The 6,103-nt window shown below is 71.1% G+C and carries 10 protein-coding genes; 5 read left to right on the plus strand and 5 right to left on the minus strand.

Annotated features, from left to right (window positions below; genetic code table 11):
- Both ACFFNX_RS39090 and ACFFNX_RS39095 read left to right on the plus strand, forming a co-directional pair.
- Positions 1-301, plus strand: a 301-nt coding sequence (locus tag ACFFNX_RS39090) for a DUF8746 domain-containing protein (RefSeq protein WP_512699874.1), incomplete at its 5' end; no start/stop codon positions are given.
- Positions 298-1,080 carry an ABC-2 transporter permease family protein gene (locus ACFFNX_RS39095; RefSeq protein ID WP_378211192.1) on the plus strand — a complete coding sequence of 261 codons (783 nt, stop codon included), beginning with the start codon at positions 298-300 and terminating at the stop codon, positions 1,078-1,080. The genes ACFFNX_RS39090 and ACFFNX_RS39095, both read left to right, overlap by 4 nt.
- On the opposite strand, the gene ACFFNX_RS39100 is transcribed toward ACFFNX_RS39095, so the two are convergent.
- The 3 genes from ACFFNX_RS39100 to ACFFNX_RS39110 form a co-directional block, all read right to left on the minus strand.
- A complete protein-coding gene (locus ACFFNX_RS39100; RefSeq protein ID WP_378211194.1) occupies positions 1,050-1,397 on the minus strand; it encodes a MerR family transcriptional regulator in 348 nt (115 codons plus the stop codon). The genes ACFFNX_RS39095 and ACFFNX_RS39100 overlap by 31 nt on opposite strands.
- Positions 1,398-1,463: 66 nt before the next feature.
- Positions 1,464-1,880 carry an Hsp20/alpha crystallin family protein gene (locus tag ACFFNX_RS39105; protein WP_378211195.1) on the minus strand — a complete coding sequence of 139 codons (417 nt, stop codon included), beginning with the start codon at positions 1,878-1,880 and terminating at the stop codon, positions 1,464-1,466.
- 195 nt (positions 1,881-2,075) lie between these two features.
- The gene (locus tag ACFFNX_RS39110) at positions 2,076-3,221 is read right to left on the minus strand and encodes an acetyl-CoA C-acetyltransferase (protein ID WP_378211196.1); all 1,146 of its coding nucleotides are present in this window, start codon (positions 3,219-3,221) and stop codon (positions 2,076-2,078) included.
- Positions 3,222-3,376: 155 nt separating this feature from the next.
- On the opposite strand from ACFFNX_RS39110, the gene soxR reads away from it, so the two are divergent.
- Positions 3,377-3,847, plus strand: a complete 471-nt coding sequence (gene soxR / locus ACFFNX_RS39115; protein ID WP_378211198.1) for a redox-sensitive transcriptional activator SoxR — start codon at positions 3,377-3,379, stop codon at positions 3,845-3,847.
- Positions 3,848-3,951: 104 nt separating this feature from the next.
- Here soxR and ACFFNX_RS39120 read toward each other — a convergent pair whose 3' ends face one another.
- Both ACFFNX_RS39120 and ACFFNX_RS39125 read right to left on the minus strand, forming a co-directional pair.
- Positions 3,952-4,338, minus strand: coding sequence for a DUF1707 SHOCT-like domain-containing protein (locus ACFFNX_RS39120; protein ID WP_378211199.1), 387 nt, complete (start codon positions 4,336-4,338; stop codon positions 3,952-3,954).
- A 77-nt stretch (positions 4,339-4,415) separates the two neighbouring features.
- Positions 4,416-4,964 (minus strand): DUF4142 domain-containing protein, encoded by a 549-nt coding sequence (locus tag ACFFNX_RS39125; RefSeq protein ID WP_378211200.1) that lies wholly within the window; start codon positions 4,962-4,964, stop codon positions 4,416-4,418.
- Between the two features lie 143 nt (positions 4,965-5,107).
- Here ACFFNX_RS39125 and ACFFNX_RS39130 point away from each other — a divergent pair, with 143 nt between their 5' ends.
- Together ACFFNX_RS39130 and ACFFNX_RS39135 are read left to right on the plus strand one after the other, a co-directional pair.
- Positions 5,108-5,275 (plus strand): hypothetical protein, encoded by a 168-nt coding sequence (locus ACFFNX_RS39130; protein ID WP_378211201.1) that lies wholly within the window; start codon positions 5,108-5,110, stop codon positions 5,273-5,275.
- 78 nt (positions 5,276-5,353) lie between these two features.
- On the plus strand, positions 5,354-5,995 hold the full coding sequence (locus tag ACFFNX_RS39135) for a hypothetical protein (RefSeq protein WP_378211202.1): 642 nt from the start codon (positions 5,354-5,356) through the stop codon (positions 5,993-5,995).
- The last annotated feature ends 108 nt before the right edge of the window (positions 5,996-6,103 follow it).

The following is a 6,103-nucleotide window of genomic DNA, read 5'->3' on the forward strand; positions in this document are numbered from 1 at the left end:
CCTCGGCGTGATCGCCCGGGGCCGGCTGCTCGCCGACACGACGGCGTCCGCGTTCGTGGCCGCGAACAGCCGCACCTACGTGCGGATCAAGGCGCCCGAGCCGGAACGGATGCGCGACGCGCTCGCGGGCGCCGGCATCGCGGTCGGCACGGCGCCGGACGGCACGCTCGAGGCGGAGGGCGCCGATCCGGCGCGGATCGGCGAGCTGGCCGCCGCCCACGGGCTGGTGGTACACGAGGTCGCGGCGCGGGAGTCGTCGTTGGAAGAGGCGTTCATGCGACTCACCGGGGAGGCGCGATGAGCGCGGGACGGGCGGCCCTGCGGGCCGAGCTGGTCAAGCTCCGCACCACCCGATCCACGGTGTGGACCCTGGTCCTGGCCTTCGTGCTCTGTGTGGGGCTCGCCCTCCTGGTCGGGCTCAGCATGCGGACCGGCTTCGACCGGATGGCCCCCGACGCGCGGGCGGCGTTCGACCCGGTCCTCGTCGGCTTCTACGGCCTGCTGATCGGTGAGATCGCCATCGTCGCGTTCGGCGTGCTGTTCGTCGGGAGCGAGTACACGAGCGGGATGGTCCTCGCGTCGCTGACGGCGGTGCCGCGGCGCGGCGTGTTCTACGGGGCCAAGGTGCTGGCCGGCACGCTCACGGTCGGGGCGTTCTCCCTGGTGACCGGATTCGCCGCCTTCTTCACCGCGCAGGCCGCGCTGGGCCCGCACAGCGTGTCCATCGGCTCGGCCGGGGCCCTGCGGGCGACGCTGCTGGCCTGCGTGCACCTGACGCTGATGGGCGTGTTCGCGATGGGGGTGGCGGCGATCGCACGCGGCACGGCGCTGCCGCTCGGGATCATGATTCCGCTGCTGTTCCTGGACTCCCAGGGGCTCGGCAACGTCCCCGGCATCCGTACGGTCGCGCAGTACCTTCCCGACCAGGTGGGGTTCGTGATGATGAGCACGGTGCGGCCCGACCGGTCGTCGGTCGGTTACCGCGCCTTCGGCCCGTGGACCGGGCTGGGCGTGCTCGTGCTGTGGACGGCGGCCGCCCTCGTCGGCGGCTATCTGGTGCTGCGCCGGCGCGACGCCTGACCGTCGTCGCGTGTCCGGCCGAGCTCGGCCTCCAGCTCGGCGATGCGCCGGTGGGCCGCGCGCAGCTCGGTCTCGAGTTCGAGGATGCGGCGGATGGCCGACAGGGTCATCCCCTCGTCGGTGAGCCGCACGACGTACTGGACGAGCGTGATCTCCTGGCGGGAGTAGCGTCGCTGCCCGCCGGGCGACCGGCGGGGACTCACGACCTCGTGCTCGTCGAGCCGGCGCAGGAACGCCTGCTGCACGCTGAGCATCGCCGCCACCTGGCCGACGGTGTAGAGCGCGGCCCGGTTGTCGTCGATCGGCAGTGAAGACATGATGCCCCCATCATGCACCGGGCGGGCGCCTCCCTCGAGGACGCCCGCCCGGATCGTGCACCCGTCTTACTTGAGCGCCTTGCGCCCGGGGGTCTGGATCTCCACCTTGCGCGGCTTGGCCTGCTCCAGCACCGGGATGCGGACCGCCAGCACGCCGCCGTCGTACGCGGCGTCGATGGCGGACGAGTCGAGGTGCTCGGAGAGGTAGACACGCCGGGTGAAGGTGCCCATCGTGCGCTCCCGCACGAAGAGCTGCTCGTCCTCGGCGATCTCCTCTTCGCGGCGCGCGCTGACCGTGAGGACGCCACGGTCCACGGTCACCTCGATGGAGCCGGGGTCGATGCCCGGGAGGTCGAAGCGCAGGAGCACCTCGTCCTTGCGGCGGACGCCGTCCATCGGCATGACGGCGGGCTGCCGGCGGGAGAGCCGGTCGAACTGGCGCTCGAACTCCTGCATGAACGGGTCGATCGACGTCAACAGCATGGATGCCACCTCCAGGTTTTGAACTCTCGCTAGGAGCTAACCTCAAACTTGAGTTGTATATTTCCACGAACCCGAGACTTAAACAACCTCTCTACAAGGTGACATCGAACTTCCCCGGGCATGACGAAGGGCGGGGCGCCTCACATGGCACCCCGCCCTTCGCGGACCGCGACCCCGAGGGGCCGCGAACACCCCTTACACGCGCTCGATGACGGTGGCGTTGGCCTGGCCGCCGCCCTCGCACATCGTCTGGAGGCCGTACCGGCCGCCCGTGCGCTCCAGCTCGTGCACGAGCTTGGTCATCAGGATCGACCCGGTCGCGCCCAGCGGGTGGCCGAGCGCGATGGCGCCGCCGTTCGGGTTGGTCTTCTCCAGCGACGCGCCCGTCTCCTTGGCCCACGCCAGCGGCACCGGGGCGAACGCCTCGTTCACCTCGAACACGTCGATGTCGTCGATCGACAGGCCGCCGCGCTTCAGCGCCTTCTCGGTCGCCGGGATCGGGCCGGTCAGCATGTAGACCGGGTCCGAGCCCTCGACGACGAGGGTGCGGACGCGCGCCCGCGGCGTGAGGTTGTGCTGCTTGACCGCCTCCTCCGAGGCGATGAGCAGCGCACCGGCGCCGACGGAGATCTGCGAGGCCACCGCGGCGGTGAGCTCCCAGCCTTCGCGCAGCGGCTTCAGGCCGGCCATCTTCTCCAGCGAGGTGTCCGCCCGGGGGCCCTCGTCCTTGGTCACGCCCGCGATCGGGGCGATCTCGCGGTCGAAGTGGCCTGATCCGATCGCGTGGACGGCGCGGCGGTGGCTCTCGAGCGCGAACTGCTCGAGGTCGCCTCGCTTGTAGCCCCACTTCTCGCACATGAGCTGCGCGCCGCGGAACTGGGAGATCTCCTGGTCGCCGTACCGCTCGTTCCAGCCGTCGCCGTACGGGAAGGGCATGCCCTTCTCCAGGGCCATGGCGACGCTGGAGCCCATCGGGACCATGCCCATGTTCTCCACGCCGGAGGCCACGACGAGGTCCTGGGTGCCGGACAGCACGGCCTGGGCGGCGAAGTGGACGGCCTGCTGCGACGAGCCGCACTGCCGGTCGATGGTCACACCCGGCACGCGCTCGGGCAGGCCGGCCGACAGCCAGGCCGTACGGGCGATGTCGAGGGACTGCGGGCCGACCTGCATGACACAGCCCATGATCACGTCGTCGACCGCCTCGGGGTCCACGCCCGTGCGCTCGACGAGTTCCTTCAGCACATGCGCACCCAGGTCGGCCGGGTGCACCGCCGCCAGCGCACCCTTTTTCGTGCCGACCGGGGTACGGACCGCTCCGACGATGTACGCCTCGGCCACGTCGCCTCCCAAACTCTCGTTGCGGGTTCCGTCCCAAACAACCGAACACTATTCGGTCAGTACGAGGTTACCTCGCCCGGCCGTCGCGTCCATGTGACCCTGCTCTCCCGCCCCGGCGCAAACCTCTACCAATGCTGAGCTTTAGGCTGTGCGCCATGGACTGCCCACCTCCGGACGCACCGGAGCTCACCGTCGGCCAGGTGGCCGCCCGCAGCGGCGTGGCCGTCTCCGCCCTGCACTTCTACGAGCGGAAGGGCCTGATCCACAGCCGCCGTACGGCGGGCAACCAGCGCCGTTACCCACGCGACGTGCTCCGGCGGGTGGCGTTCATCCGGGTGTCGCAGCGCGTCGGCATCCCGCTGAGCGACATCCGGGACGCGCTCACCGAACTGCCGGAGGGCCGCACGCCGACGCCGCGCGACTGGGCTCGGCTGTCGGCCGCCTGGCGCGGCGAGCTGGACGCCCGGATCGCACAGCTCCAGCGGCTCCGTGACGACCTGACCGGATGCATCGGCTGCGGATGCCTGTCCCTGCGCCACTGCCGGCTGTCCAACCCGTACGACCGGCTCGGCGCCGAGGGACCCGGCCCCCGCCGCCTGCTCACCGACGGGCCACCATCCTGCTGAGGGCGTTCCTCCGGTCGATCGCCGTGCACCGCCCACGCCTGCGGCCCCGGCTCGAAACGGCGACTCACCCCGTCGTCACGTCGCGCGTGGCCTCCGCGCGGCGTTCACCGCCTGGCTCGGCGTGCCTGCGGCATCCGACGTCCGCCGTGCGCGCGCTTGACCGCGACGAGGACGATCAGCCAGACGGGGAAGGCGAACTTGACGTAACCGGCCACCGCCACGCCCACCAGGACCACGGTCGCGAGGGCGGCCACGCCGGCCAGCGCGATCCAGCGCATCCGCGCCGGCGACCAGGCGGCCTCGCGCGGCTCGGGCGCCGCCGGCAGGTCCGCGGTCAGCACGCGCAGGTCGCCGAGCGTCTTGGCCGAGGTCGCGGCGGTGCTCCGCTCTTCGAACTCCTCCATGGTGAGCCGCCCCTGCGCATAGTGCTCACGCAGGAGGTCGACGACCTCGTCACGGTCCCGGTCCGCGGCCCGAAGCGTGTCGTTCATGCCCTCGATTCAACCCCGCGTGCGCGGCGGTGTCATCGGCGCGCGGGTGGGACGCCCTCCACCCTGAGGTGGAGGGTTCAGCCGACCGGGCTGGCGCCGCGCAGCATCGTGAGGTGTTCGCGCAGCTCCGGCAGGACCGTACGGGCCAGGGCGATCGCCGCGGGCGACGAGCCGCCACGCACCTCCTCCTCCGCACGGGCCACGGCCCTCTCGTGAGAGTCGATCGTCACCGTCACGAAGTCGCGATCGAACCGGCTGCCGGTCTCCTTCTCCAGCCGCAGGGCGACCGCGAACTGATCGGCCCCCTCGCTCCGGGGCAGGTCGGCGCCCAGTCCGTCCGCCACGTGGGTCAGTTTCGCGTCGAACGCCGCATGGTCGGCGGCGAGCACGCGGCCGGCGTGCCGTACGGCGGCGGTGACGCCCTTGCGCTGGGCGAGCCCGCCGTACTGGATGTCCGCGAGGTCGTCCTGGTGAGCGGTCGTCAGCCAGTCGCGGTCGGCCTCCGACGCCGGGACGTCCGCCGGGACCGTGACGGCCACGTCGCGTCCGGTACGGAACGTGCCGCACGCGCCCAGCGTGCCCAGCACGAGCACCACGACCATCGTCGACTGCGCGGGACGTGTCACGGAGCCCCCTCTGGTGTCCCCTCCCCCGTCGGTGAGGTCTCGGTGACGGCCGTGCCCGCTCCCGGCGACGGGCAATCACCGAGATCCACTGAGATCGCGATGAGCGGCTACGCTTGTACGGGCCGCACCAGAGGAGAGAGCCGTTGAGTGGTCTCGTCACGCTGGCACTGTTGGCGATCCTGGGAGCGTTCATCATCACCCGGGTCATGCGACGCATCGGCCTGAGCATGTCGCGCAACAGCACGTTCGGCTTCATGTTCGCGTTCGTCGTGCTCGTGCTGATGCTCTGGGGCCAGTCCTTCCGTTCGTGATCCCCTCGAACTCCCGGCGCGCCGGGCGCGTCATACCCGATGCCAAGTCCCGGTACCGCCCATGGGAGGCGACGATCCGTGCTCCACTCCAGGTCACAGGCGCACACGACGACCACGGCCTGTCACCTGCGTCGTCTCGTGAACTTCGTCGAGCCCCGCCGCGACGACGTCTGCCTGGACGTCTCCGGCGCCTCCGGCCTCGCCACGGCGATCCGGCCGTGGGTGGGCGAGCTCACCAGCGCCACGGCGGGGTCGCTGCCGTCCGGGAGCTTCACGCTGGTCGTCGCGCCGCTCGGACACACCCGCGGTGACGACCAGATCGGGCTGGTACGGGACCTGCTCCGGGTCTGCGGCGGTCGCGTCGTGCTCGTCGACCTCGTCCGCACGCGCGCCGGCGACGGCGACCGCATCGAGCGGCTGCGAGACCCGGATCGGACGAGGATGCACACCTTCCACGAGCTGCTCACCCTGGTCGAACGCGCCGGCGGCCGAACCCGCCGGATGGACGTGTTCACCGTCGAACGCCCGATCGACCCGTGGCTGGCCGAGGCACACGACCCCGACCGCATCCTCCAGGAACTGACCGCCGAACTCGACGGCGGCCCACCCACCGGCGCACGCCCACGCCTGATCGGCAGCGAGCTGTGGTTCACCCAGTCGTGGGGATACTTCGCGGTGGAGCCGAAGAGCCGCCCCCGCCGGAGACGAGGTGTCTCCTAGATCGTTGATGGGTTATTAGCGGACCGGTCGCAGGCATGGTGAAGGGCGCCCATGATCAGTGTGTGAAGACAAACCTGGACGCCCTTGTGATCGAACTGTATGTCCATC

This window comes from Actinoallomurus acaciae (assembly GCF_042429965.1).
Taxonomy (GTDB): Bacteria; Actinomycetota; Actinomycetes; order Streptosporangiales; family Streptosporangiaceae; genus Actinoallomurus; species Actinoallomurus acaciae.

Excerpts from the sequence above, each read along its gene's own strand:
- ACFFNX_RS39100 (WP_378211194.1), bottom strand. The coding sequence starts at position 1,397 with ATGTCTTCACTGCCGATCGACGACAACCGGGCCGCGCTCTACACCGTC.
- soxR (WP_378211198.1), top strand. The coding sequence starts at position 3,377 with ATGGACTGCCCACCTCCGGACGCACCGGAGCTCACCGTCGGCCAGGTG.
- ACFFNX_RS39095 (WP_378211192.1), top strand. The coding sequence starts at position 298 with ATGAGCGCGGGACGGGCGGCCCTGCGGGCCGAGCTGGTCAAGCTCCGC.
- ACFFNX_RS39105 (WP_378211195.1), bottom strand. The coding sequence starts at position 1,880 with ATGCTGTTGACGTCGATCGACCCGTTCATGCAGGAGTTCGAGCGCCAG.
- ACFFNX_RS39120 (WP_378211199.1), bottom strand. The coding sequence starts at position 4,338 with ATGAACGACACGCTTCGGGCCGCGGACCGGGACCGTGACGAGGTCGTC.